This is a genomic window from Streptosporangium lutulentum (assembly GCF_030811455.1).
Taxonomy (GTDB): domain Bacteria; phylum Actinomycetota; class Actinomycetes; order Streptosporangiales; family Streptosporangiaceae; genus Streptosporangium; species Streptosporangium lutulentum.
Window position 1 is genome coordinate 2,490,780 of record NZ_JAUSQU010000001.1, and the last position, 24,780, is coordinate 2,515,559.

Consider the following 24,780-nt stretch of genomic DNA (forward strand, 5'->3'; position numbering starts at 1 on the left):
GGCCGCGGTAGAACCTGCCGGTAGCCGATCCTCCGCGTCGCACGATCTTCCCGGCGTGGCCGAATACTCCGGCGCCGAAGACGGGCCGTTTCGCCGGTCGCTGCCCTGGCTTCTTCTGGTGGGCGGGGCGATCGGGCTGGGTGCGGCGTTCACACTCGCCGTTGAGAAGATCGCGTTGTTGAAGGACCCGTCCTATGTGCCCAGCTGCAGCATCAATCCGGTGCTGTCGTGCGGTTCGGTGATGACCACGCCGCAAGCGGAGGTGTTCGGCTTCCCCAACCCGCTGCTGGGCATCGCGGCCTTCGCCCTCGTCTCCACCGTCGGCGCCGCCCTGCTGGCCGGGGCCCGTCTTGGCCGCTGGTTCTGGCTCGGCCTGCAAGCCGGCGTCACCTTCGGGGTGGTGTTCGTGCATTGGCTGGTCTTCCAAAGCCTGTACGTGATCGGTGCGCTGTGCCCGTACTGCATGCTGGTGTGGACGGTCACCATCCCGATCTTCTTCTACGTCACCTTGCACAACCTGCATCGGCGGCACCTGCCTCTGCCCGCCGGTGGGCGCCGCGTCGCCGAGGTGCTGGTGGGCTATCACACGGTGGTCGTCACGGTCTGGTTCCTGAGCATCGTCGCCGTGATCGGGGTGCGGTTCTGGTCCTACTGGAGCACCCTGCTGTGATGCGCTGACGCCCTGATGCGCGCCTTGCCGGGTTGAGGGGCCGGTGCTCGTCACCGCCACGACCGCGGCGATTCCCGCCTCGCCGCCTCTCGATCGCCAGGGGCGGATCGCCACGCGGGTGCCTCAGGCGCGATCATGTACAACGACCTGCTGGATGCTGTCATGAAGGTGAGCGATGAGAAGTGAACCCGGGCCGGACTCGCGACGGGAGGCGTCGTGAGCGCTGATCCGGCGGCCATCGTCGCGGAAACCGTCCGCGACAGCTCCGGCTGGGTTGTGCTCACGGCCGGGGTCGGCCGGGACCTGTTCGGCGTGATGGCCGCATGCCGAAGGAGAGCGTGCTGACATGGGCGCCAACCATTCGCATGGCCACTCAGGCGGCTCGGCCGTGCCCAGTTCGCGGGCGACGGTGTGGGCGACGCTGGCCGTGATCGTTCCTTTGGCGCTGGTCACGCTGACGGCGCTGGTCTGGATGTGGCCGGGTCCGCCGGCGTCCACTGCCGAACGGCCGGTCAACCTGCAGCGGGTGAGCGGGACGATCACCGCCGTCACCCTCACCCGGTGCCCCGAGGAGCCTCTCGCCGATGGGCAACCCCGTGGCGGGCCGAAGGCTGACCCGGCCACCTGTGGTGACGCCAGGGTCATGCTCACCAGCGGGCCCGATACCGGTCATGTCATCACCGGTGCGCTGCCCAGCGGGCCCGGCTCGCAGACGTTCGCCGCGGGCGACAATGTGATCTTGATATATATGCCCGACAGCGGCAGCGGGCTGGACGTGCCGCCGTACCAGATCTCCGATCATGACCGGTCTTCGTCCCTGTGGCTGGCCGGCGTGGCGTTCGTACTGGCGGTGATCGCTTTTGGGCGCTGGCGTGGGGTGATGGCGCTGATCGGATTGGTCATCACGTTCGTGCTGCTGCTGACGTTCGTCATCCCGGCGATCCTGGCCGGGCAGTCGCCGTTGCTGGTCGCCATCGTCGGCGCCGGGGCGATCATGCTCATGGTGTTGTACCTCACCCACGGGGTGAGCATCCCCACCTCGATGGCGGTGGTCGGCACGCTGGTCAGTCTCAGCCTGACCGGCCTGCTGTCGTATGCGGCCATCGGTATCGTCCAGCTGAACGGGATCACCGACGAAAGCTCGTTCTATCTGGACACCAGCTATCAGATCAACACTCAGGGCCTGTTGCTGGCCAGCATCATCATCGGCTCGCTCGGTGTGCTGGACGACGTCACCGTCACCCAGTCCGTCACCGTCACCGAGCTCGCGCACGCCAACCCGGGCTACACCTTCGCTCAGCTGTATCGGGCCGCTGCCCGGGTGGGCCGCGCCCACATCGCCTCGGTGATCAACACGATCATCCTCGCGTACGCCGGTGCCTCCCTGCCGCTGCTTTTGCTCATCAGCGTCGGCGAGCAGCCCATCGGCGAGGTGGTGACCAATCCGGTCATCGCCACTGAGATCGTCCGTAGCGTGATGGGCACCCTGGGGCTGATCGCGGCCGTTCCGATCACCACCGCGCTGGCCGCGTTGGCCAGTACCCGGCGGGCAGCTTCCGGTCACGACCACGTCGACCATTCGCCGCTGCCGGCGGCGCGTCACCGACGGCGGCCGGATGCCCTTCCTGATCCCCTGATGCGCTCGTCCTCCTGAGGATCAGGAGAGCAGGTGGGCCGTCCGTGCCATCCGCGGTTGTTCGATACAGCGGGTGCCGCGGGTCGTGGTGCGGGACTCGGTCCACCGGGCGCGGCTGCTGCCGATGCCTGCCGAGCCGGGCCGATCAGCCCGCTTCAGCGCTGAGGGTCTGTGCCACGGGCCGTCGGGCCGCCAGGCGTGCGGGTACGGCGGTGAGTGCTGTCGTCGCCAGGAGGATCACGAGCGCGGCGGCGGCGATCAAGGAGAAGGGGAACGTGGTCATCTGCCCGGACAAGAGGATGCCCAGGGGAACGCCGATCACGGCGCCGGGCAGGGCGGGCAGAAGCTGGGCGACGGACAGCCCCGCGGAGATCTGCCCGGGGGTGGCGCCGAGGGTGCGCGCGATGGCCATGTTCGCCCGGGCCTCCATCGCCGTGGTCCAGGTGAGCGTGACGGTGTTCACGGTGGCGAGGGCGATCAGGGCGATGGAGACCGCCAGCAGCAGCCGGCTGTCATGCGCGACTCGCAGGTTGGGTATGCCGGAAAGGCCCGCTTCCCAGCCGTCGCGATGCTGGGCGAAGCCCCAGCGGGGCTGGGCCTGGTAGGTCAGCAGGGCGGTGACGGCGATCAGTGTGACGGCGGTGGAGCACGCGTGCAGTACCGCGCGGCCCGGACGGCGGGCGGTCAGCCGCAGCCCGAGCAGAAGCGGGGTGGGCAGCAGCGCTGACAGCGCGGTCAGCCGGGGACGGTGGCGAGGCCGGTGAGCGGTGACGGCCAGCGCGCTGACGGTCGCGGTGCGCACCGCCCGCAGGGTGGGACGCAGCGCGGACAGCGCCGCCACCGCCACGGCGAGGGCGGTGGTCGCGGCGATGACGGTGCCGGTCGGTCCGCTGACATCGCCGATCCGGCTGGCGGTGGGACTGACGATGGCGGGCTCGGCCAGGCGGGCGAGTGTCAGCCCCAGCGCGTCGCCCAGCAGCGCCAGGATCAGATATTCCGTGAGCAAAAGGGCCGCGATCAGGCCGGGGGTGGCGCCGACGGCCTTGAGCAACCCCGCCCGGCGGGTCTGCTCGGCGGCGCGGCCGGCGGCCAGCGCGGCCACTCCGCTGATGGCCAGAAAGCTGAGCAGCCAGCTACCGACCACCAGGATCGGCTGGGTGTCATTGAGTATGACGGTGTCCTGCCTGGCGGTGAACTGCCAGCTGGAGAAGCTCACCTTGGCGGTGGAGTCGTGGACGAAGCCCCGATGGGCGTCGATGAAGGCCTCGGTGGCCTCGGGGTCGCGCAGCTTGAGGTCCATGGCCATGGTCACGGGGAGGTCCTTGGCCGCCAGCGCCCGGGCGTCCGACTCCGGCAGCCAGACCAGACCGCTCCCGTCACTCGGGCCGCCGTACGGGCCGCCGTACGACGACCACGGGAAGATGGAGGTGGCCGCGGTCACGGCGATCCCGACGACGGGGTACGGCCGGCCGGAGATGGTGACGCGGTCACCGACGCGGGCGCCCAGCGCGGTGGCGAAGCCCCGTTCGAGGACCGCGCCGCCGGAGCGCACCCAGCGGCCCGAGGTCACCAGCGGACGGTTGACCGCGCCGGGTGTCTTGGCGACACCGTGCACCACCACGAGGGAGGCGGTGCCGCGCGCGGTGAGGGTGGCGTAGACGACACGGTAGGGGCCGTTGTGGGCGACGACCTCGGGGAAGCGCGTCAGTGAGGTCAGGACCGGCGTCACAGGGGTGCCCAGCTCGGGGGCGTGCGCGACGATGTCCGGCCCGGCGGTGGCCGCCCGGGTCTGCTCGTACAACGTCTGGGACGCCCCGCCCAGGGACAGGCCCAGGGCCATGGTGGCGGTGGCCGCGGTCACCGCGAGCAGGAGCATCACGGCCTGGGTCATGTGCCGGCGGAGGTCGGCCAGGACGAGGCGGAGGATGAGCAGGGTGCGGCCCATGTGGTTCAGCCCTCCATCTCGATCAGGCCGCCGAGCCACCCGGTGCCGGTGCCGGCCAGCCAGGTGTCGTCGACGAACATCCCGTCGCGCATCGAGACCAACCGGTCCGCGGTGGCCGCGACCCGCTCGTCGTGCGTGACGATCACGAGGGTCTGCCCTGCCGAACGCAGGTCTTCGAAAATCCTCAGCACGTCGAGCGTCGCCGCGGTGTCGAGGTTGCCGGTCGGCTCGTCGGCCAGAACGATCAGCGGCTCGTTGACCAGCGCGCGGGCGATGGCGACCCGCTGACGCTGCCCACCCGACAGCTGAGAAGGCAGATGCCGGGCCCGGTCCAAAAGCCCGACCCGCTCCAGCAGGAAGCCCGCCCGCCGCCTGGCCTCACGCCGTGAGCGCCCGGCCAGCAGCGCGGGAAGCTCCACGTTCTCGGCCGCCGACAATTCCTCCATCAGGTGGAAGGCCTGGAAGACGAATCCCACCGACCGGCGCCGCAGCCGCGCCAGAGCCCGCTCGCTCAGGGTGTCGACGCGTCGCCCGGCCAGCCACACCTCCCCGGCGGAGGGCCGCTCCAGGCCACCCATCAGGTGCAGCAGGGTGGATTTCCCGCAACCGCTGGGCCCCATCACCGCCAGCATCTGCCCCTCGGGCACCTCCAGATCGACCTCGTCGACCGCGTGGACCCGGCCCTGCCCCCGGCCATGATTTTTCACCAGGCCGCGAACCCGGACCGCCGCATTCACCACGTTCATGCATCCTCAGCTTTGTCATCGATCTTGGACCAGGATCGCTCGCAGGCTTCCAGCCAGCGCAGGTCCGCCTGCAGCCGCAACACGACCCCTTCCAGCAGCAGGACGGCGGCCGACCCCTCGGGCTCGGCCAGAGCCGCGTGCTGCACGTCACGCAAGCGGCGCAGCAACTCGCGGCGCTGCGCCGCCACCAGCTCCACCGGGTCGGCGAGCCGGGCCGCGGACGCCACGACGAGCTTGAGATGAAACTCCGGCAGGTCCGGTTTCGGCCAGCCCACCTCGGTCAGCCAGGCGGCCACCCGCTGCTGCCCGGCGGGCGTCAGCGCGTAGACCTTGCGATCCGGCCGCTCGGGAAGACCGTCCGCCCGCTCACAGACAACGAGCCCGGCTTTTTCCAGCCGGGCCAACGTCACGTAGACCTGACCGGGGTTCATCGACTCGCCCAGCGGGCCAAGGCTCTGCCGCAGCCGAGCACGTAAGTGGTACCCATGCGACGGCTCTTTGGCGAGCATCGCCAGCACTGCGTCCTGCACCCCAACCCCCTAACGGTTAGCCAATAGATAGCGGTTATCTGTTAGGGGTGTCAAAACGCCGTGTACGAGATGAAATCGATGGGTCGATCCTGAGGGCGACGGCGTCGTCGCCGCGGAAGAGAGCCGCACTCTGGACGGAGTGCTCGGCCGAAGAGGTAGGTTTCTTGAGGCTTGGCAGCTCAGCGAACAGATGATCGAGCGCCTGCCGGCGACGATGGTGGATGCGATGTCCGGCATGGTCACCCAGGTGCGCCCGCCACGGCGAGATGAGACGAACGCGTACTACCGGGCTTGCCACTGTGCGGTCCGGGAAACCGCGGCCGAATCGTCACACGGGAGACGCCGGCGCATGAACACGCCCCCCTCGCCACCTGGAGCGGAGCGGACCGACGGATCATCCGTCCAGATCGGCGCTCTCGTTCCGCTGACCCGGCCCGGCTGGGTCGATGCGGGCCGACACCTGCTCGCCGGACTCGAGCTGGCCGTTCGCGACGTCAATGACGCCGGCGGGATCGCCGGAAGGCCACTCGAGCTGGTCGTCCGAGACACCGCGGCTGACCCGCAGAGGGCCGCGGCGGCCGTGGACGAATTGGCTCGCCTGGGCGTGGCCGCCGTGGCGGGGGAGTATCACAGCGTCGTCGCTCGCACCGCCGCCGCCAGGGCCGACGCCCTCGGCCTGCCGTTCCTCTGCTCGTCGGCGGTTCTCGACGAGCTCACCGAACAGCCGACGCGATGGGTCGCGCGCCTCGCCCCGGCGCAGTCCCACGGCTGGCAGATCTACGCGGACTTCCTCCTCGGCGCGGGGCACAGCCGAATCGCGGTAGCAGCCGATTCGAGTGTCTACTGGGCATCCGGGACCCGCATTCTGCGGGACCACCTCGCTCCACGCGGCGGCACCGTCATCGAACTCGACATGCGCGCGCTCACCCCCGCGGCGGTGTGCGACGAACTCGTCGGCAATCGCGCGACGGCCCTCCTTCTTCTGGTCGGCCACCCGGAGCCGGCGGTGTCGATCGTCACGTCCGTCCGCCGCGACCGGCGCCTCGCCGAGATCACGATCGGTGCTCCGGCCGGGCAACCGGAGTCCGCCGAATGGGCGAGGTCGCTGGGCGACGACGGCGCCGCGATCCCGTTCCTGCGCTACCTGCCCGAGCGCCTCGGCCCCCTCGGCGCACGAGTCGAGACGGCCCTCCGCGAGCGGCTGGCCGAAGAGCCCTCCTTCGTCGCCTTCGAGGGCTACGACACGATCACCGTTCTCGCCGACGTGCTGCGGTCTCACGGCGTGGACCGGGCGCGCATCGCCGAATCCTGGCCGCACGTCGCCGTCGAAGGCACCCGCGGGCGGATCCGGTTCTCCCGCACGCCAGGCATCAGCGTTTGGCAATGGGCTTGGCCGCCGATCCACGTCGCGGATCGAGATCCGGCGCAACCCGATCGCTTTCGGATCCTTCACGCCGGCTGAGAGAGCACAGCGGTCCGACTGCCCGGAACCGGCCGGCGTTTCCTTGCCCGCCGTACGGGCAGGTCCGCCGTCAAGGGGATACGGGGACGGGGGTTTCATGGCGCAGGTGTTCGACGCATCCGTCTACGGCCGCGCCATCGCCGACGTGGACGACGGCCTCGATGAGGTGACCACGATCGACGCTTCCACCACCGAGTGGGCCGACGGGCGCGGAATCCCGTTCACCGGCGCCGGTCGGGCGCACGTGCCGGCCCACCGTCCCTAAGCCCCCACCAGGCTTTACCGAGCCTTTCTCATCTGGGAGATCGTGATGCAGCTGCCCGTGCCTCGAGGCCCTCTTACCGCCCTGCTCTTCGAAAGGCTGACCTGCCCGCCTCACGAGTTCGGCCGGTTGTCAGTGCCCGCCGGAAAACCGGTCCTGGAGGATGACGATCTCCAACTGGCGCTGTTCGTCTGCTATGAGCTGCACTACCAGGGCTTCGACGAGGTAGACGATCAGTGGGAGTGGAACCCGTCGTTGCTGGCGGCCAGGCAGGTGCTGGAGCGGCGACTGGAGGACGGCCTCGCGCAGACCGTGGCGCGCCCGTTCCCGGTGCCGGCCGAGCGTCCGCTCCTCACGCTGCCCACGCGCATGCGCCGCGCCCTGGTCGATCTGGTGGCCGCCGCCGCCGACGGCCCGTGCCTGTCGACTTTTATGGAAAGGAAAGCCGACCTGGAGCAGTTCCGGGAATTCGCTGCGCATCGGTCGATCTACCACCTGAAGGAAGGCGATCCGCACACCTGGGCGATTCCCCGGTTGCGCGGCCGTGCCAAAGCCGCCCTGGTGGAGATCCAGATCGATGAGTACGGCGGCGGCCGGCTGGAGCGAACGCACTCGGAGCTGTTTCGCGCCACCATGCGCGCTCTGGAGCTCGACGATGACTACGGCGCCTACCTCGACCGGGTGCCGGCGATCACGCTGGCGCTCTCCAACGTCATGTCGCTGTTCGGGCTCCACCGGCGCCACCGCGGCGCCCTGCTGGGCCATCTGGCGGCACTCGAGATGACCTCCTCGATCCCCAACCGCCGCTGTTCCAGAGGGCTGCGGCGGCTGGGTGGGGACGCGACGGCCCGCCGCTTCTACGACGAGCACGTGCGGGCCGACGCCGTCCACGAGCAGATCGCCGCCCACGACATGTGCGGCGGGTTCGCGCAGCAGTACCCCTCGCAGGCCGGTGACGTCCTCTACGGCGCCGCCTGCGCTCTGACCCTCGATCGGCTTTTCACCGAGCACGTCCTGCGGCGCTGGACCCGCGGGATCACCTCGCTACGCCAGGCGGACCTGGTGGGCAGTCGATGATCGTCGTTCCCTTCGACGGTTCTACGGCCACCTGTCTTTTTCAGGCCTTCCCCTGGTCACCGGAGGCGACCGGCGTCGAATGAACGAGGTGAAAGGAGAGGGCCCCAGGCCCTTTTGCCGGGAGCCGGCAAGCCGTGGATCCCGGCCTCCGCGCTCCTTCAGGAGGCCGGGATCCACGTTGGAAACGGGTCAGACGAGGTCGGCCGCGGTGGGGAAACGTTCCCAGACCCGGTGCTGTCCCAGCAGCCGGACGACCTCCTCCAGCACCGCCTCGCCGCTGCCCGCGACGAGCACGCCGGGCGCCGCCGTGTCGATCCCCGCGGCGGTGAGCGCCTGATCGGCGTCCGCCCAGCCACCGAGCGGCTTGGCGTGGCGGAACGCCTCGCTGAGCATCAGCGGCACTCGCGGGTCGATGAGCGCTCCGGCGGGCGCGCCGTTGCCGGCCTTGGCGTCCCGGGCGCCGTAGGCGTCCTTGCCCGGCGCGGGTGCGCCGGCCAGCAGCAGGGCGTCGAACTCGACGGATCGTGCCGTGGCGAACGTGCGCTGCACGGTGACGGGGTCACCGCTGCCGGCTCCGAGCGTGCCGCCCGCCGGTGCGATGACCAGCGGCACCATGCCGCCGTCCAGGATCGCCTGGCGGACGGCGCGGACCGTCTCCAGGTCGCTGCGCTCGTCGGCGACGATGCCGATGATCCGCCCCGTGGTGGGCCAGGTCCGCCCGAGTTGGGAGAGTGCGGGGCTGGGCTCGACCGCCGGCAGCGGCCCCGCCGGCTTGGGGGCCGGCAGGCCCAGGCCCTGGGCCACCTGCTCGCACAGATAGGGGTCGACCTCGGCGAGCACCCTCAGGGTGCGCTCCTTGATCGCCTGTTCGTAGACCTTGCCGAGTTCGAAGGTGTACGCGGCGATGACGTGTTCGCGTTCCACCGGGGTCAGGCTCAGCCAGAACTGGCGGGGCTGGCTGAAATGGTCGGCGAACGACGCCGGAGCCTCACGGACCTTCCCCGCGGCGGGCACCCGCACGGGCGTCTCCCGGTACCCGCCTTCCTGCTGCCCGGCGAAGAAGGGGCAGCCGCCGTCCAGCGAGTTGGGCTTGTAGGGCGCGACGCCGGAATGCACCGCCGTCTGGTGGAAGCCGTCACGCAGCATGTCGTTGACCGGGGCGTGGGTGCGGTTGATCGGGATCTGCGCGAAGTTGGGACCGCCCAGACGGGTGATCTGGGTGTCCAGATAGGAGAACAGGCGCCCCGCCAGCAACGGGTCGTCGGTGACGTCGATGCCGGGCACCAGGTGACCCGGGTGGAAGGCGACCTGTTCGGTCTCGGCGAAGTAGTTGACCGGGTTGGCGTTGAGGGTGAGCAGGCCGATCGGCTGGACCGGCGCCAGCTCCTCAGGCACGATCTTCGTCGGGTCCAGCAGGTCGATGCCCTCGAAGGTCTGCTCGGGAGTGTCGGGAAAGACCTGGATGCCCAGCTCCCACTGCGGATAGGCGCCGGCTTCGATCGCGTCGGCGAGGTCACGCCGGTGGAAGTCCGGGTCCACGCCGTTGATCAACTGGGCCTCCTCCCACAGCAGCGAGTGCACCCCGGCCTTGGGCTTCCAGTGGAACTTCACCAGCGACGTCGCCCCCGCGGCGTCGACGAGCCGGAAGGTGTGGACCCCGAAGCCCTCCATCGTCCGATAGGAGCGGGGAATGCCGCGATCGGACATGTTCCACAAGGTGTGGTGGGTGGCCTCGGTGTGCAGGGAGACGAAGTCCCAGAACGTGTCGTGGGCGCTTTGGGCCTGGGGAATCTCCCGGTCCGGGTGTGGTTTGCCCGCGTGGATGACGTCGGGGAACTTGATCGCGTCCTGGATGAAGAACACCGGCATGTTGTTGCCCACCAGGTCGAAGACGCCCTCGGCGGTGTAGAACTTCGTCGCGAAGCCCCGCGTGTCGCGCACCGTGTCGGCCGACCCTCGCGATCCCAGCACCGGCGAGAAACGCAGGAAGATCGGGGTTTCGGCGTCCTTGGCGAGGAATGCCGCCTTGGTCACCGTCGCGGCCGTGCCGTACGCGCGAAAGACGCCGTGCGCGGCGGCTCCGCGGGCGTGCACGACGCGCTCGGGGATGCGCTCGTGGTCGAAATGCATGATCTTCTCGCGCAGGTGATGGTCCTGCAGCAGCACCGGTCCCCGGGGACCGGCCTTGAGCGAGTGATCGGTGTCCGCCAGTCGCAGGCCCTGGGCCGTCGTGAGGTACGGACCCGCCTGCGCCCGCGCCGTCGGCGGCGCGTCCACGGCCCGCCCCGTGGCGGTGAACGCCTCCGGACCGCTCTGATCGGGCTTGGGAGCCGGAGGCTCCCGGGGCTCGGTCGGCTCGTCCAGCGACGGCGATTCGCTGCCCGGTCGGCCGGGGATCGTGCCGGACGGTCCACCGCCTGATACGGCGTCGACCACCGTGTCGACGACCTTCTCGACCGTTTCCTTCATCGAGCGAGACTCTTCCATCGTTTCCCCCTTGAGCTGTGGCGACAGCAGATCGTCACCGTTGTCGAGATCGAGTTCGGTCCTCAGCACGCCGGGGTGCCGGGAGCGCAAGGTCGAACCATCGGAAACCGGCGGTGGCGCCGCGCCGTACCCTGTTTCGGCACGTGGCCGCGGGCCCGGCGCCCGCCGGAGGACGGAGGAGAGGCCGGTTTCGCTCGCGGACGACGGCCAGGACGTCGTCCGCGACCGAGGCGGCCGAGGCACGTCCGTCTCGCGCCCGCTACGCGCCCGGACAGCGCGACGGTCGCGCTCCTCGTACGATCAGTCGGTCTTCCCGGTCAGGACACGATCGGGAGTCCGGCCGAAGGTGTATCCGTCCCGACGGCGGGCACGGCCTGCGCACGCGGCGAAGCCACGCTCGCCACCCGCCGGCCTCAGCCCCGCCCCTTCTTCTCCGTGCCGTATCCGAACGTCTCCGCCACGTCCGCCATATCGATGAAGGTCCGCTCCGGCAGGGACCGGAGCGCGCCGATCACCGAATCGGGTGCGTCCCGCTCCTCGGCACGGGCCGGCAGGGTGGCGCGGCCGGCAGGGAGGACACCGGCGCCGCTGATCCATCTGGCCAGATCACTGCGAGCCTCCGTGCCCTGCGCGCTGATGCCCTGCGGCGTACCCGGTTCGTGGACGGGCGTACGCGATGTGGATGCCATATCGTCCTTCTTCAATGTGATCATGGGTGTGGGATCCCGTCGCCTCACATACCTGGAATCTTCGTTCCGGTGGGTCCATGAGACGCGTGCGGGCGCTACGTGCCCAGTCGCGCCGTGTCTGGCACTTTCCAGCCTCTACGATCGGCGCTCCTTTCCGTGTGCCGCCCGGCCCGTACCCGCCTTATCGTGGGGAAACATCACATCGACGCCGGTTAGCGCTTTACCGATCGGTGATGAACAGGCAGGTCGGCCAAGCTCGGCGCCGTGGTCCGCCAGGCCCTGCGTTTCGAGGAGAATGATCGTGAGAATCAGCGCCACTTATCGATCACGGGCTTTGTCGTGAATGCCCCCCGGGGAGCCGCGCTGATCGCTGTCCGTACAGGCGGCGCGACCGGGGAACGCGCGCCGACGCTCTGGCGGTCAGCGAGCGGGACGCGTGTGGCTTCGAGGCGCGCTTCGATCCGCCGTGCGGGAACGGCGAGGAGTGGATTCCTGCGGCAGCGACCCCAGCAGGGCGAGGGCGTCGGCGCTCGGCGAGCCCGGCTCGGCGCGGTAGACGACGAGCAGTTGCCCGTCGGCGCCGGTCACGGCGAACTTCTCGTAGCGCAGTTCGATGTCGCCGACGATCGGGTTGTGCAGGTGGTGCACACCACCGCCCGGATGCGGCTTGGCGTCGTGGCGCGACCAGAGCCGGCGGAACAGGTCGCTCTTCACCGACAGCTCGCCGACCAGGTCGGTCAAGCGCGGGTCGTCGACGTCCGGACCGGCCATCGCCCGCAGGGCGGCGACCAGGCTGCCCACCCGGTTCTGCCAGCCGGGCAGAGACTCCTGCGCGGCGGGGTCGAGCAGCACCGAGCGAAGAACGTTGCCGCCCGGGGTGAAGACCGGCGACAACGCCACGGCGAGACGGTTGGCCGCCAGAACGTCCTGGAACGGCCCTTGGACGTAGGCGGGAGTGTTGTGCCAGGCATCAAGCAGAGCTTGCACACCTGGTCGGACCCGCGCCGGTCGCCGCCGAGGCCCCTGCGGGGTGCCGAGCGCGCGCAGGTGCGCGGTGGCGTCCTCGTCGAGGCCGAGCGCGCGGGCGATCGCATCGAGCACCTGGGGTGAGGGGCGCCGGTCGCGGCCCTGTTCGAGCCGGGTGTAGTACTCGGTGCTGACCCCGGCGAGCATGGCCAGTTCGTCCCGCCGCAGCCCCGGCACCCGCCGATGGCCGTTGTCGGGCAGCCCGACATCCTCGGGCCGGATCAGCTCGCGCCGGGCCCGCAGGTATTCGCCGATCAGGTTCACACTCTCGACCATAAGCGAGGCGGGGTCCCTTCTGGGTAGCCCTGGCAGCACCCCTCTCACCAGGGGAATGGCTGATATGCCGGACCTTGGCGCACGCTTCCGGTATGACTTCACGAACCTGGCTCATCACCGGCGCGAACAGCGGTTTCGGCCGGCACCTCAGCGAGCGGCTCCTGTCTCGCGGCGACCGCGTCATCGGCACCTTCCGCGCTGACGGCAGCGTCGAGGATCTGTCGGCCCGCTGGCCGGACGCCTTCCGCGCGGCCCACCTCGACGTCACCGACCCGGCCGAGATCACCGCGGTGGTCGACGCGGCCTGGGCCGCCCTGACCCGGATCGACGTCGTGGTCAGCAATGCCGGGTACGGCCTGATGGGCGCGGCAGAGGAGTTGACCGACGAGCAGATGACGCACCAGATCGCGACCAACCTGACCGGTTCGATCCGGCTGATCCGGGCCGCGTTGCCGCACCTGAGACGGCAGGGCGGCGGCCGGATCCTGCAACTGTCCTCGGTGGGCGGCCAGGTGGCGTGGCCGGGCGGGTCCCTCTACCACGCCACGAAGTGGGGCGTCGAAGGTTTCGCCGATGCGCTGGCGGGCGAGGTGGCCCCGTTCGGCATCGGCGTCACCATCGTCGAGCCGGGCGGCGCCCGCACCAACTTCCGCTACGGCGGTTCGGTGCTGGCCGACCGCATCGAGGCCTACAACGCCACGCCCGTCGCGGGAATCCGCCGCATCCTCACCGAACGCACGACCCAGGGCATAGGCGACCCGGCCCTGATGGCGGCTGCGATGATCGCCAGTGTCGACCAGGACCCGGCACCCCGCCGCCTGGTCCTGGGCAGCGACGCCTACCAGGCCATCGAAGGCGCGCTGAAGGCCCGGCTGGCCGATGTCCGCGGCCAGCGCGAGTCGGCGGAGGAGACGGACGCCCCGCTGGAGGGCGTGACCACAGGCGGCCCGGCCGGCCTGGACGCCGGGAAACGCGACCGATAGGTGCGGGCCGTGCGACCAGACACCCGGGGCACCTGATACCGGCCACAGCCATCCGGCGTGGTCACTTATACTCCTGGCGGTTGTTGGAAAGCGTCTGGGTCCGCACATGGAATCGGACCCTGCGAAATGATGTCCAACAGCCGACACAACGCGGATAACAACCAGGAGTTGTTCATGGAGCTGGACCTCGGTGCCATCAGGACGTTCCTCGCCGTGGTCGACGACGGGCATTTCACCGAGGCCGCCGCGCGCGTGGGCATGTCCCAGCAGGCCGTGTCCAAGCGCATCGCCAAACTGGAAGGCGACCTGGGAGTGCCTCTGCTGATCCGGTCCCGCACCGGGGTCAGGCCGACCACGGACGGCGAGGCGTTCCTCCCGCACGCCCGGGCGCTGATCAGCCTGGCCGACCAGGCCGCCGCGATGCTCCGAGCACGCCGCCGCCCTCTGCGCGTCGACGTGCTCGGGCGCGATTCGGCCTCGATCGACATGGTCCGGGCTTTCTACGAAGACAGCGACGTCGACGTCGACATCGTCGTCTCCCGGGGCGCCGTCCCACGGGTGTCGGCGCTCACCGGCGGCTCGGTCGACGCGGCGTTCGGCCGCACCACGGGGGCCCTGCCGCCAGGAATCGCGCGCGTTCCGGCCTGCCTGGAACCGATCCCCATCCTGGTCGGCCGCCGGCACCGGCTCGCCAGGCGCAAGCGCGTACGGATGGAGGAGCTATCGGGCCTGACGGCGTGGATGCCGGGCAACGCCGGCGACAGCGAGTGGGCGGACTACTACCGCCTCCTCAGCGCCGAGTTCGGCGTCCAGATCGACAGTTCCGGCCCGTTCTTCGGTCGTGACCACATCATGGAGAGAGTCGCGGCCTCGCCGGATCTCATCACGTTCGGCAACAAGAGGCAGTACCCGGTCTCGCCCGACGTCGTCGAGATCACGATCACCGACCCCATGCCGGTGTATCCCTGGTTTTTGATGTGGCACGAGGCGAACCGCCACCCGTCGCTGCCGCTGCTCATCGCTCACATCAAGGACCGCTACCGGCCGTTCGCCGGCCCCGGTCGCTGGCTGCCCGACCCTGATCGCTCCCTCTTCCCGGCCGATCCCGAACCAGCCCTCTAGCGCTGTCATCACCTGCGGGCGGCACTGCCCCACATGCGCCGCCGCCGTGGACACCTGATGGCCGTCACCTCCATGGGCGGGCTCATGACCGTGCCCGGCATGTCCGCCTACTGCGGCAGCCCGCTCCGCCCCGGCGAGCGCGGTTCGCTCGGAATCGCCCGTCTCCGCGGACGCGGAAGGCGACAAGCGCCACGCTCCGGAGCCGAACATGATCGTGTTCGGCTAGGGTGGAGGTATGTTTTGACGCCTGCCCGGAAGTCGGGCACCCCCGTGACCTCCTTCGTACCCCGAACAGACCCGGAACCCACGAAGGAGACACCCGACATGAACACGTCGATCCCTGTCGCCGTCCCCGACGCGTTCGCCGCGTCGTACGGCGAGGACAACGTGTCCGGCCGTGCCTGGCTCGCCGAGTTGCCCCATCTGGCCGCGGGCTTCCTGGACCGCTGGACACTGCGGCCGGACGGCCCCGCAGGACATGGCATGGCCTCGCTCGTGCTGCCGGTGATCCGCACGGACGGTACGCCCGCGGTGCTGAAGTTCCAGCAGATCAGCGAAGACAACGCCGCCGCCGCGCTCGGCCTGCGGGCATGGAACGGCAACGGTGTGGTGCGCCTGCTCGACCACGACCCCGACACCGGCACCATGTTGCTGGAACGACTGGACGAGGCCCGGCCGCTGTCATCGGTGACCGACGACGGTGCCGCCATGCAGATCCTCGCCGAGCTGATGGCGCGCCTGGTCGCGGTACCGGCCCCACCCGGACTGCGGCAGCTGGCCGACATCGCCGCCGCCATGCTCGACCAGGTGCCGCGCGCCGTACCGGCGCTGCGCGACCCGGCCGAGCAACGGCTGGTGCGCACCTGCGCGTCCGCCGTGGCCGAACTGATCGGCGAACCCGGCGACCGTCTGCTGCACTGGGACCTGCACTACGACAACGTCCTCGCCGGGCAACGGGAACCATGGCTGGCCATCGACCCCGAACCGCTGGCCGGCGACCCCGGGTTCGACCTGTGGCCGGCGCTGGACAGCCGATGGGAGGAGGCGGTGGTGGCGACCGGTGACGTGACCCGCACGGTGCTTCGCCGCTTCGACCTCCTGACCGAGGTGCTCGGCCTGGACCGGCAGCGGGCGACCGGCTGGACACTCGGCCGCATCCTGCAGAACGCGCTGTGGGACATCGAGGACGGCAAGACCACGCTGGAACCGGCCCAGGTCGTCCTCGGCACAACTCTGCTACGCCGCCAGGCGCCTACTCCGTAGCCGCCTGGTCACCGGTCATGCCGGGTTCGTTGCGCCATACCCCTGTTCCGTCCGCCATCGGTGAGGTCTCCGCGTGCCATGGCGATGGCCTACCAGGATCGGAGACTCTCCGACCTGCCCGGTACCGCCGGTTGAGCCGAAGGTCCGCGTTTCTCGGGTTCATTCGCGTGGGCCTAGGATCGGCGGCATGGCGATGCGGCTTGTGCAGATTGCGATGAATGCTCGGGATGATTCCGTAGTCGGAGGGTTCTGGGCGGAGGTACTCGGCTGGAGTACCGACATCGAGGAACCCGGCGTGACCAACCTCGAACCCGTGGGCTTCGCCTATCCCGACCCCGCCGCGATATGCATCGACGTCCTTGCCGTCCCGGAACCCAAGACGGTGAAGAACCGCGTGCACCTCGATCTCGCCACCACCTCCGCGGCCCATCAGGCCGAGGTGGTCGCGCGCCTGAAGGAACTCGGTGCGACGCCCGCCGACGTGGGCCAGGGCGAGGTCCCGTGGACGGTCCTGGCCGACCCGGAGGGCAACGAGTTCTGCGTGCTGGAGCCTCGGGAGATCTACCGGGACACCGGGCCGATCGCCGCGGTGGTCGTCGACTGCGCCGACCCGCGGGCCATGGCCCGGTTCTGGGGCGAGGCGATGGACTGGACCCTGCACGAGGTGACCGACGATCATGCGGTGCTGCGCTCCGCCAAGGGGGTCGGGCCGTATCTCGAGTTCCTGCGCACACCCGACGTGAAGACCGTGAAGAATCGCATCCATCTCGACCTCCGGCCGTACCCCGGTGACGATCAAGCGGCGGAAGTGGCCCGGGTGCGGGCTCTCGGCGCCACCGACGTCGACCTCGGCCAGGGTGACGTGTCGTGGACGGTCCTCGCCGATCCGGAGGGCAACGAGTTCTGCGTCCTCGCCCCGCGCTGACGCGGAGCCCCTCCACCCGCGGTACGACAACCTCTACCACGCGATTCACGGATGTAGTACCTGGAGCCTTATAGGTTCCCAAGATCCCAGCCAAGCGGTGATCGTTGCCTAGGTTCCGCACGACAACAGTCCCGCTGGTCAAAGGAGATCGATAAGTGACACGGATGCGCCGACAGCTGCGCCTGGTTCTGGCCCTCGCTCTGGGAGCGGCCGTCACGACATCGGTGGTGGCACCCGCGCAGGCCGCCTCCGCCGGTGTCCTTGACGGGGACGTCACCAACCGGCTTTCCTCGACCTACACCGTCAAGGTCGCGACATTCTCAGGGTCCAACCTGACGGAGAAGTGCCCGGCCACCAACGGCACCACCTACTCCTGTCGCACGTACTGGCTGCCGAACGGCCGGGCCGACGATCAGATCAATGGGAGAAACTGGGACACCGACGCCCTGATGGTCGAATCGCCCTACCGGGTTTACAGCTGGACCGGGACCTACCAGAACGTGCCGGCCTTCCGCTGGTACAAGATTTCGGATGGGGACAACCGGACCTGTGAACTGACGTCGAACACCCCGGCCTGCTTCGCCTACTGAGGTACCGGGGCCGCGGTGACCGCAGCGTCCGGGTCGATCCTCGCGGCGGGTTTTGATCTCTCCTCGCGAGGGTCACCGCGTGACCCATCCCGTCTGCCCGGGCTCCGCTCTGTCGCGGTCTTAGGAGCAACGAAACAGCCGGTATCAGTGAGATTGATCTTGAATGGCGAGAGGACCCCGGCGATATCGCCGGGGTCCTTTCGGGCAGGGCGCACCCGCGCGCACCTTTCGGTCGGTTGCCAAGGTTTTAACCCCTTCTGCCCATAACTGGATTGCGATAAGCAAGTCTGGTGCATACGGTCTGTCATACATCTAACTATCAAACTGCAAGTTAGAGACTCGTTCGCCGCTCCACAAGGCGCGAGCGAAGAGCACGGTGGCGACGCCCGCAGCAGGTCGACGCCCGGGCCCGCCCGTAACGGCACTGAGCCCGGGTGCCCGAACCGCCGGCGTCTGGCCGAAGGGCTCCGTCCGCGTCATCGATCGTCGCCGCCAGGACGGCGACGGCCCGGCCGGGAAGGAACAGACAGCCATGCCAGACCAGATAACCGAAGCAGGCCGAACCCTCTCACCGGACGCCGGGGAGTCGCCGGTCGGCCGCCGACTCGATGGTTCGGTCGCGGTGCTGACGCTCCAGCGCCGGCCGTACAACCTGCTGGATGTCGTCTTCTGCCGGCAGATCGTCGAGGCGCTCCACTGGGCGTGGACCGGGGGCGCCCGGGCGGTGGTCGTCGAGAGCGGGCTACGCCATTTCTCCGCGGGCGCCGATCCCGACGCGATGCTGGCCGCCGCGACGGACGGGGACGGCGTGCTCGACTGGCACCTGACCGACGTGCTGCGCGCCTTCGACGAGCTGCCGCTGCCGATCGTGGCGAGCGTGCACGGAATCTGCGTCGGAGGCGGGCTGGAGGTCGCGCTCGCGTGTGACCTCATCGTCGCGAGTGAATCCGCCAAGCTGGGCTTGGTGGAGGCGACCGTCGGCCTGCATCCCCTGATGGGCGGGATCCAGCGGATCACGCAACGGGCCGGCGCGGCACGGGCGAAGGAGATGGTCATGCTCGGCCGCCGCTACGACGCGCGCACGACGGAACGCTGGGGGATCGTCAACCGGGTCGTCGCGGACGAGCATCTGGGCGCGGCGACGATGACGCTGGCCCGAGAGCTGGCGGCGGGGCCGACGGTGGCGCACGCGGCGACGAAAAAGCTGGTGTCCATCGCCGTCGATCGGGGCGTCCGCGCGGCCGACGAGGCCATGGCCGAGCTCCAGGAGCCGATCTTCCGCTCCGCGGACTTCCGCGCCGGGATGGACTCGTTGCAGCAAAACGGTCCCGGCATGGCACGCTTCAGGGGGTTTTGACCATGTCCGCACCGCTGACCGGCATCCGGGTCGTCGATTTCTCCCGTGTGCTCGCCGGACCGCTCTGCGCGCAGACGCTGCTGGAGCTCGGAGCCGAGGTCATCAAGGTGGAACCGCCCGGCGGTGACCTGTCCCGGCGGGCCTTCCCCCGCGAGGCCGAGATCTCCGGCTACTACGCCCAGCAGAACGCCGGCAAGCGTAACGTCTCCATCGATCTCAACGCGCCGGGCGCGCGGGAGGTCGCGCTGCGCCTGTGCGACCACGCGGATGTGATCGTGGAAAACTTCCGGCCGGGCACGCTGCCCTCGTTCGGACTGGACTACGACACCGTCGCCGCACGCAACCCGCGTGTCGTCTACGTCTCCATCAGCGGCTACGGTCAGCACGGCGCGTGGCGTTCCCGGTCGGCCTACGCCCCGACCATCCAGGCCGAGACCGGGATCACCGCGATCACCATGGATCAGTTCGGCGCTCCCGGGGGACGGCCGCGCACCGACTCGCTGTCACACGCCGACGTCTACTCCGGACTGCACGCCGCCGTCGCCGTCCTGGCCGCACTGAACCACCGGGACCGCACCGGTGAGGGACAGTACATCGACGTGGCCATGGCCGCGGTCATGCTGTCGGTCAACGAGCGCCTTCACGTGGATCTGTCGGGACAGGACCTCGGGGCGGAGACCCCGATCCTGGGCGCCACGGACTGCCCGTTCTTCGTCAGTCCGGAGGGAACGACCTTCGTCAGTCCGATGAGCCTGGTGGGCAGCGCGTCGTTCCCCTTCTACCTCGCGGCCATGCGGCGCGCCGACCTCGCCGACGACCCGCGATTCCGGACGCCCGAAGCACGACGGGAGCATCTGACCGAGCTGCACACCATCGTCCAGGAATGGATCTGGACCTTCGACGACATGGCCTCCCTTGAGGTGCAGTTCGACGAGGCGAAAATCCCCACCGGGCAGGTGAGCACCGTCGGCGAGTTCGCCGACAGCCAGTGGGCACGTCAGTGGACGGCCGTCCGCTCGGTCCCCGACCGCAACGGGGGCCGGATCACGGTGCCCGGGCCGCCCTGGCACTTCAGTGCCGCAGGCGAACCCGGCTCATCGGAGAGGGTGCCCGCCCGGCAGGGCGAGCACAACGACGACGTCCTGCGCGAGCTGGGATTCGACGAAGGCGAGATCGGTTCGCTGCGGAGCCTGGGCGCGCTCACCGAACCCAGCCGGAGCGACGACAACGGGAGCGACCGGGCGAACGACCCGGGACGAGCCCCCACGGAGGAAAAGAACCCTGAACAGGCAGTCGGTGGTATGTCCCTGGTCTCGTGGAGGCTGAGTGTATGACGTCGCCGGCGAGGTGAAGCGGACGGCGGGCACGCTCGCCGGGGCCGTCAGCGCCTGTTCGCCCTCCGTACCACCGGCAGCCCCGTGCCAGAGTCGAGTACGAGGCGGTCGCCGAGCGGTCGCGCGAGCGTGACGGTGATCGTGGCTGTCTTGAGGATCGCAAGGCACGCCCCGCTGGAGCCTTCCTCGTCCACGTCGACCACCACGAGCTGGTCGGTTTCGTAAGCGCGTGCCCCGTGAACGCTGTCGCAGGCGCCGTAGCCGTAGCGGAGAAGCAGCTCGTCCGGCTTGCCGGCGACGAGGTCGAAGGCCATCACCTCTTCGATGTCACCCTGCGCCCGCTCAGGGCGGGCGGTGACAGCCGAAGGGTCGACCGCCACGTGGACCTTCTTCTGCTCGACTCCCTCGACGGTGAACAGCCAGGCGGGCACCCGGACCGTGCCGCGGCTGGTCTCCAGTGGCACCTCACCCAGCTCGGCACCGCTCACCCGGAGCGGGCGACATCCCCTGGCCGGGCACTCCTCCTCGATGAAGCCGGCCGACTTGCCGAACTCCGCGTACGCGCTCGCCGCCGTGATGAGCGGCACCTGCGACACCTTGCCGTCGGGCCATCGTAGGTCGGCGCGGGCCGGGGAGTCCGCGGGCAGCTCGGAGGCCGGCCGCCACGCGCCGTTGTGCGCGCTTCTGTTCACCCAGGCCGGAACGGAGCCCACGCGGGCCCATCCCTGCGGATTCATCACCTCCAACGGCACGAACCCTTCGCGCCAGGCGCGGTCGTCGGCCGACCCCTGCCAGCGCGCCGCCACTTCCCGGGCACGATCCTCGAATCCGCGGGGCGAGACGCGATGGAACGAGCTGCAGGAGGACAGGAGCACCATCAAGGACAGACACGTGATCGTCTTTCGCACGAGACCTCCTCCGCCCCTGTGATCGGCGAAGGCGCCGATGACGTCGAGCGCACCAGGGAGAGTGGACGGAGCCGGGCGCGCGGTGTGGTCCGGGGACGTGGTCACGTCGGCTCCGTAACGATGCGTCAAAGGGGAAGATCTTCACCGTACGCGTGGCCGCCGCCCTTTTCATCGTATTTCCACAGACCCGCAGTGATCACCGTGACCTTCGGAGCGCGAAGGTCCGCTGAGCTGCGCGTACTCAATCACGTGTCCCTGGTGACAGTACGGAGCTGACGCCCTGGCCGCTGTCGTGCTCAACGGGCCGCTTCCGGCCCTTCGCCGGGAACCACCCGTCTTCCGGTCACCGGTGCAGGGAACGCAGCAGCATGGGCAGGGAGCGGTGCAGTTCCCGCTCCCAGTAGCGAGGGGTGTGGGTGCCCCGGTAGAAGTAGGTGGTCAACGGTGTGCCCGCCGCGGTGAGGCGGGCGGCCAGCGAGCGGTTCATGTCGTGGAGCATGTTCTCCTGGTCGTCGTACGGCTCGCCGGGCGGGTCCAGCGGGCCAGGGTGGCCGTCGCCGCAGGAGAGGTGGACGGGAGTCGACCGCAGCCTCTCCGCCAGCGCGTACGGGTCGTGGGCCCGCCAGATCTCCCGCTGGTGCACGGGATGCCCCCACAGCACGAGGACGGCGTCGCCGACCTCCGCGTAGGCGTCCTCGAAGATTTTCACGTAACGCGGGTGCGACAGGTGGACGTGGCCGCTGTACGCCGCGGCGGCGCGGAACATTCCGGGCCGCCTGGCCGCGTAGGACACCGCTCCGAAGCCGCCCATCGACAGGCCCGCGACCGCTCGATCGGTGCCCGCGCCGTAGCCGCGCTCCAGGAGCCGCCGCACTTCGTCGAGGTGGAAGGTCTCCCATGCGGGCGGCCCGCCCGCGCCGAGGTTCCACCAGTTGGTGTAGTAACCGCTGGCACCGCCGTCGGGCATGACGACGAGCACGTCGCGCAGTTGGGGCAGTTCCGACACGTCGGAGTCCCGCGTCCAGCTCGTATGGTCGTCGCCCATACCGTGCAGCGGGTAGAGCACCGGCCACCGCCGCCCGGTCCCGGGCCGCCAGCCGCCGGGCGTGAGCAGGCGCACCTTGGCGGTACCCGCGAGTGCCGGTGACCGTATCGTGAGGTCCACCAGCCGAGGGCCGGCGCGCTCCTCGGCGATGACGCGGGCGCCGCCGGACGCCCGGGCCGCCGGGGCCGCCGATCCGGTCCACGCGGCGAGGGCCAGCCCTGACACGGTCAGGAAACGGCGGCGGGTGACATCGGACATGAAAGGCTCTCCTCCTCGGCTGGGACACTCACTCACCATCGAACCGAGTCCGCGCGCCCCCGTCAGTCCACGCGCTCCCGCCGAGCGCCGGACAGAGCCGGACGCCTCACGGCGCGACCTTGACGATCATCTTTCCGGTGTTGCCGCCGCGGAGCATGCTCAGGAAGGCGTCGACCACGTTGGGCAACCCGACGACGACGGTCTCGTCCGGCACGACGTGGCCGCTGCGGATGTGGGGGAGGAGGAAGTCCTCCAGCTCGGACTGGAGGTGGACGTGGTCGCGGACCAGGAAGCCCTCCAGCCGCAGGCTCTTGCCCACGATGTCGAAGAGATTGCGCGGCGCGGGCGGCGGCGTGAGGGTGTTGTACTGCGCCACCGCCCCACACCACGCGATCCTGCCCCGGTCGCGCATCGCGCCGATGGCGGCCTCGAGGTGGTCACCGCCGACGTTGTCGAGACAGACGTCCACGCCCTCCGGGGCCGCGGCGGCGAGCTGGGCGGCCAGGTCGCCGGTCCGGTAGTCCAGGGCCGCGTCGAAGCCCAGATTCTTGAGCAGGTGCTCGGCCTTGGCCGCCGAGCCGGTGCTGCCGATCACCCTGCCTGCGCCGAGCAGCCTGGCGATCTGGCCGGCGGCGCTGCCGACACCGCCCGCGGCGGCCGAGATGAACACGGTCTCGCCCGGCTGCAGGCGGGCCACACGGGTCAGCCCGACGTAGGCGGACAGGCCGGTGCCGCCGAGCAGGCTCAGATAGGCGGAGAGGGGCACTCCCTGTGACTCCCGCAGGACGCGTACGTCGCCGGACGCCACCACCGCGTGACTGCGCCAGCCCTGCCGGTGGAACACCAGCTCGCCCACGGGGAGGGCGGGGTCACGGGACTCGACCACGCGCCCGATCGACCTGCCCTCCATCGGCGTGCCCAGCGCACGCTCGTCCATCTCCTCGCGCATGTAGGGGTCGACGGACAGATAGACGTTCTCCACGAGCGCCTCACCGGGCCCCGGCTCCGGAGTCGTGACCTCGACGTAGGAAAACTGGTCGGCGGCAGGCCACCCGTTGGGGCGCGCCACCTGATGCACAAGAACAGCCATGGGCCAAGCCAACCGCCCTCAGCCGGTCACAGGACAATGATTTAGTATCTGGCTTAATGGTCAGCTACCGCCTGGAGGTCGACGACCTCGCTGACATGCGCTTCGCCTGCTCGCCACTGCTTGAAGCGGTCACGAGCCTCTGGGCGTTGCGCTGGCCGGAACGGCACACGCTGCACCTGCCGTGGATCAGGCGGACCCGCACGATGATCGCCGCGTCGCCCACGGCCGATGCCGCTCTGCTGGACGCCCTGATCGGCGCGGAGCGCGGCTGGCTGCCCGACTTCGTCACGCCCCGGCCGGACACGCCGCTGCCCGGCATCGACGAGGAGTTGCGCCGGGTGGGCGAAACCGATCCGGCCAAGGCGACGGCCGACATCCGGCACGTCTACGGGCGCCACCCGATCCCAGCCGTGCTGCGCCAGGGGCCCGAAGCGGTCGCCGAGGCGCTCGGGTGGTACTGGCACCTGGCGATCGAGCCCCACTGGCCCCGGATGCGAGCCGTACTCGAAGCCGACATGCTCTACCGGGCCCGGCGGCTGGCCCGCGACGGGGCGGCCGCGATGATGACCGAACTGGATCGGCGGGCGCGCTGGGGCGGCGGCGAGCTGCGCGTCTTCGCCGGGCAGAGCCTCGAGTACGACGTGGCCGTCGCCGGACGCGGCCTCTGGCTGATCCCCGCGCTGTTCGTGCCGCAGACCGTCAGCCCGGTCGGTCCGGAGGAACCGCCGACCGTGATCTACCGGGCCCGCGGCATCGGCACTCTCTGGGAGCGGGGGGAGGCCCGGGCACCCGAAGCGCTCGCCGAGCTGATCGGCCGATCCCGGGCGAACCTGCTCGCGACCCTGGACGGGCCGATGTCGACCACGGAACTCGCCGGACGGCTCGGCGTGACCCCGAGCGCGGTGTCCCAGCACCTCAAGGTGCTGCTCAGGTCGGGTCTGCTGACCCGCTCCCGCGCCGGCCGGGTCGTGCTCTACGCCCGAACGGAGGTCGCGGACCTGCTGACGGGTCCATGACCGGTGGCACCGATCACCGAGGGCACCGTGAACAGCCGGTCAGGTGGCCGCCTCGGACGACCTCGCCGCCGCCGGAAATCCGT

23 protein-coding genes are annotated in these 24,780 nt (G+C 70.0%); 14 read left to right on the forward strand and 9 right to left on the reverse strand.

Going from position 1 to position 24,780, the window contains the following annotated elements:
• Positions 1 to 55: 55 nt before the first annotated feature.
• From J2853_RS10710 to J2853_RS10720, 3 genes are all read left to right on the forward strand, one after another.
• On the forward strand, positions 56 to 670 hold the full coding sequence (locus tag J2853_RS10710) for a vitamin K epoxide reductase family protein (protein ID WP_307556871.1): 615 nt from the start codon (positions 56 to 58) through the stop codon (positions 668 to 670).
• A gap of 216 nt (positions 671 to 886) precedes the next feature.
• Complete coding sequence (locus J2853_RS10715; protein WP_307556873.1) at positions 887 to 1,015, forward strand: hypothetical protein; 129 nt, start codon at positions 887 to 889, stop codon at positions 1,013 to 1,015.
• Between the two features lies 1 nt (position 1,016).
• Entirely contained in the window at positions 1,017 to 2,324 is a 1,308-nt protein-coding gene (locus J2853_RS10720) for a YibE/F family protein (RefSeq protein WP_307556875.1), read from the forward strand.
• Between the two features lie 127 nt (positions 2,325 to 2,451).
• On the opposite strand, the gene J2853_RS10725 is transcribed toward J2853_RS10720, so the two are convergent.
• From J2853_RS10725 to J2853_RS10735, 3 genes are read right to left on the reverse strand one after another with little or no spacing between them, the layout of a single operon-like run.
• The gene (locus J2853_RS10725; protein WP_307556877.1) at positions 2,452 to 4,251 is read right to left on the reverse strand and encodes an FtsX-like permease family protein; all 1,800 of its coding nucleotides are present in this window, start codon (positions 4,249 to 4,251) and stop codon (positions 2,452 to 2,454) included.
• Between the two features lie 5 nt (positions 4,252 to 4,256).
• Positions 4,257 to 4,997, reverse strand: coding sequence for an ABC transporter ATP-binding protein (locus tag J2853_RS10730; protein WP_307556879.1), 741 nt, complete (start codon positions 4,995 to 4,997; stop codon positions 4,257 to 4,259).
• The gene (locus J2853_RS10735; protein ID WP_307556881.1) at positions 4,994 to 5,527 is read right to left on the reverse strand and encodes a PadR family transcriptional regulator; all 534 of its coding nucleotides are present in this window, start codon (positions 5,525 to 5,527) and stop codon (positions 4,994 to 4,996) included. Before J2853_RS10735 ends, J2853_RS10730 begins: the two co-directional genes overlap by 4 nt.
• A 349-nt stretch (positions 5,528 to 5,876) precedes the next feature.
• Here J2853_RS10735 and J2853_RS10740 point away from each other — a divergent pair, with 349 nt between their 5' ends.
• The 3 genes from J2853_RS10740 to J2853_RS10750 all read left to right on the forward strand — a co-directional run bounded on the left by J2853_RS10740 (position 5,877) and on the right by J2853_RS10750 (position 8,328).
• On the forward strand, positions 5,877 to 6,989 hold the full coding sequence (locus tag J2853_RS10740) for an ABC transporter substrate-binding protein (RefSeq protein ID WP_307556882.1): 1,113 nt from the start codon (positions 5,877 to 5,879) through the stop codon (positions 6,987 to 6,989).
• 106 nt (positions 6,990 to 7,095) lie between these two features.
• Positions 7,096 to 7,254 (forward strand): hypothetical protein, encoded by a 159-nt coding sequence (locus J2853_RS10745; RefSeq protein ID WP_307556884.1) that lies wholly within the window; start codon positions 7,096 to 7,098, stop codon positions 7,252 to 7,254.
• A gap of 45 nt (positions 7,255 to 7,299) precedes the next feature.
• The gene (locus J2853_RS10750) at positions 7,300 to 8,328 is read left to right on the forward strand and encodes an iron-containing redox enzyme family protein (protein ID WP_307556886.1); all 1,029 of its coding nucleotides are present in this window, start codon (positions 7,300 to 7,302) and stop codon (positions 8,326 to 8,328) included.
• A gap of 189 nt (positions 8,329 to 8,517) precedes the next feature.
• On the opposite strand, the gene J2853_RS10755 is transcribed toward J2853_RS10750, so the two are convergent.
• The 3 genes from J2853_RS10755 to J2853_RS10765 all read right to left on the reverse strand — a co-directional run bounded on the left by J2853_RS10755 (position 8,518) and on the right by J2853_RS10765 (position 12,794).
• Entirely contained in the window at positions 8,518 to 10,815 is a 2,298-nt protein-coding gene (locus J2853_RS10755; RefSeq protein ID WP_370879523.1) for a catalase, read from the reverse strand.
• Positions 10,816 to 11,228: 413 nt separating this feature from the next.
• Positions 11,229 to 11,504: a DUF2795 domain-containing protein gene (locus tag J2853_RS10760; protein ID WP_307556890.1), complete on the reverse strand. Its 276-nt coding sequence runs from the start codon at positions 11,502 to 11,504 to the stop codon at positions 11,229 to 11,231.
• Between the two features lie 420 nt (positions 11,505 to 11,924).
• The gene (locus J2853_RS10765; RefSeq protein WP_307556891.1) at positions 11,925 to 12,794 is read right to left on the reverse strand and encodes a helix-turn-helix domain-containing protein; all 870 of its coding nucleotides are present in this window, start codon (positions 12,792 to 12,794) and stop codon (positions 11,925 to 11,927) included.
• Positions 12,795 to 12,898: 104 nt separating this feature from the next.
• Here J2853_RS10765 and J2853_RS10770 point away from each other — a divergent pair, with 104 nt between their 5' ends.
• The 7 genes from J2853_RS10770 to J2853_RS10800 all read left to right on the forward strand — a co-directional run bounded on the left by J2853_RS10770 (position 12,899) and on the right by J2853_RS10800 (position 20,380).
• On the forward strand, positions 12,899 to 13,789 hold the full coding sequence (locus tag J2853_RS10770) for an SDR family oxidoreductase (protein WP_307556893.1): 891 nt from the start codon (positions 12,899 to 12,901) through the stop codon (positions 13,787 to 13,789).
• Between the two features lie 129 nt (positions 13,790 to 13,918).
• Positions 13,919 to 14,911: a LysR family transcriptional regulator gene (locus J2853_RS10775; RefSeq protein WP_307556895.1), complete on the forward strand. Its 993-nt coding sequence runs from the start codon at positions 13,919 to 13,921 to the stop codon at positions 14,909 to 14,911.
• A gap of 324 nt (positions 14,912 to 15,235) precedes the next feature.
• The gene (locus tag J2853_RS10780) at positions 15,236 to 16,174 is read left to right on the forward strand and encodes an aminoglycoside phosphotransferase family protein (protein ID WP_307556897.1); all 939 of its coding nucleotides are present in this window, start codon (positions 15,236 to 15,238) and stop codon (positions 16,172 to 16,174) included.
• A gap of 214 nt (positions 16,175 to 16,388) precedes the next feature.
• Positions 16,389 to 17,099 carry a VOC family protein gene (locus J2853_RS10785; RefSeq protein ID WP_307568646.1) on the forward strand — a complete coding sequence of 237 codons (711 nt, stop codon included), beginning with the start codon at positions 16,389 to 16,391 and terminating at the stop codon, positions 17,097 to 17,099.
• A 155-nt stretch (positions 17,100 to 17,254) separates the two neighbouring features.
• On the forward strand, positions 17,255 to 17,689 hold the full coding sequence (locus tag J2853_RS10790; protein WP_307556899.1) for a hypothetical protein: 435 nt from the start codon (positions 17,255 to 17,257) through the stop codon (positions 17,687 to 17,689).
• A 532-nt stretch (positions 17,690 to 18,221) separates the two neighbouring features.
• Positions 18,222 to 19,046: an enoyl-CoA hydratase/isomerase family protein gene (locus J2853_RS10795; RefSeq protein ID WP_307556901.1), complete on the forward strand. Its 825-nt coding sequence runs from the start codon at positions 18,222 to 18,224 to the stop codon at positions 19,044 to 19,046.
• Positions 19,047 to 19,048: 2 nt separating this feature from the next.
• Positions 19,049 to 20,380, forward strand: a complete 1,332-nt coding sequence (locus J2853_RS10800; protein WP_307556903.1) for a CaiB/BaiF CoA transferase family protein — start codon at positions 19,049 to 19,051, stop codon at positions 20,378 to 20,380.
• 47 nt (positions 20,381 to 20,427) lie between these two features.
• On the opposite strand, the gene J2853_RS10805 is transcribed toward J2853_RS10800, so the two are convergent.
• From J2853_RS10805 to J2853_RS10815, 3 genes are all read right to left on the reverse strand, one after another.
• A complete protein-coding gene (locus tag J2853_RS10805) occupies positions 20,428 to 21,288 on the reverse strand; it encodes a hypothetical protein (protein WP_307556905.1) in 861 nt (286 codons plus the stop codon).
• A gap of 343 nt (positions 21,289 to 21,631) precedes the next feature.
• Complete coding sequence (locus J2853_RS10810; protein ID WP_307556907.1) at positions 21,632 to 22,591, reverse strand: alpha/beta hydrolase; 960 nt, start codon at positions 22,589 to 22,591, stop codon at positions 21,632 to 21,634.
• A gap of 106 nt (positions 22,592 to 22,697) precedes the next feature.
• Positions 22,698 to 23,681 (reverse strand): NADP-dependent oxidoreductase, encoded by a 984-nt coding sequence (locus J2853_RS10815; RefSeq protein WP_307556909.1) that lies wholly within the window; start codon positions 23,679 to 23,681, stop codon positions 22,698 to 22,700.
• A gap of 56 nt (positions 23,682 to 23,737) precedes the next feature.
• Between J2853_RS10815 and J2853_RS10820 the strand changes: the two genes are divergently transcribed.
• The gene (locus tag J2853_RS10820; protein WP_307556910.1) at positions 23,738 to 24,697 is read left to right on the forward strand and encodes an ArsR/SmtB family transcription factor; all 960 of its coding nucleotides are present in this window, start codon (positions 23,738 to 23,740) and stop codon (positions 24,695 to 24,697) included.
• Positions 24,698 to 24,780: the final 83 nt, after the last annotated feature.